At 64.5% G+C, this 485-nt stretch carries 1 protein-coding gene; it reads left to right on the top strand.

Going from position 1 to position 485, the window contains the following annotated elements:
- Positions 1-361: acyl-CoA dehydrogenase family protein (locus M3202_RS22065; protein ID WP_285890660.1), on the top strand; the 361-nt coding region annotated here is incomplete at its 5' end.
- Between the last annotated feature and the right edge of the window lie 124 nt (positions 362-485).

Genomic DNA, 485 nt, shown 5'->3' with positions numbered 1-485 from the left:
CGTGTTCGCCGCGAAGGTCGCGGCGCTCGAAGTCGAGCTGATGGCACTCGAGGTGACGGTGCTGCGCGTCGTCAGCCGCGAGACGAGCGGCAAGGGGCCCGGCCCCGAAGCATCGATGCTGAAGATCAAGGGCACCGAGGTGCAGCAGGCGCTCACCGAGCTGATGGTCGAGGCGATCGGTCCGCTGGCCGCACCGTTCGACGTGCCGTTCCTCGATGGCGAGCGCGAGCACAGCATCGCGGGCGACGACGATGCGGCGCCGCTCGCCGCGTACTACTTCAATGACCGGAAGACGTCGATCTACGGCGGTTCGAACGAGATCCAGAAGAACATCATCGCGCAGATGATTCTGGGGCTGTGATCAGGGAACGGAGACAACCATGGATTTCAGCTTTACCGATGAGCAGCAGCAGTTCGCCGACGCGCTGCGCCGGTATCTCGGCGAGCAATACGGTTTCGAAGCGCGCCAGGCGATCGTGCGCAGC

It is taken from the genome of Halalkalibacter oceani, from assembly GCF_023715605.1.
GTDB classification, from domain to species: Bacteria; Bacillota; Bacilli; order Bacillales; family Bacillaceae_D; genus Halalkalibacter; species Halalkalibacter oceani.
Note: the sequence above shows the minus strand (reverse complement) of the source record. Positions and strands in the feature narration are given on the sequence as shown.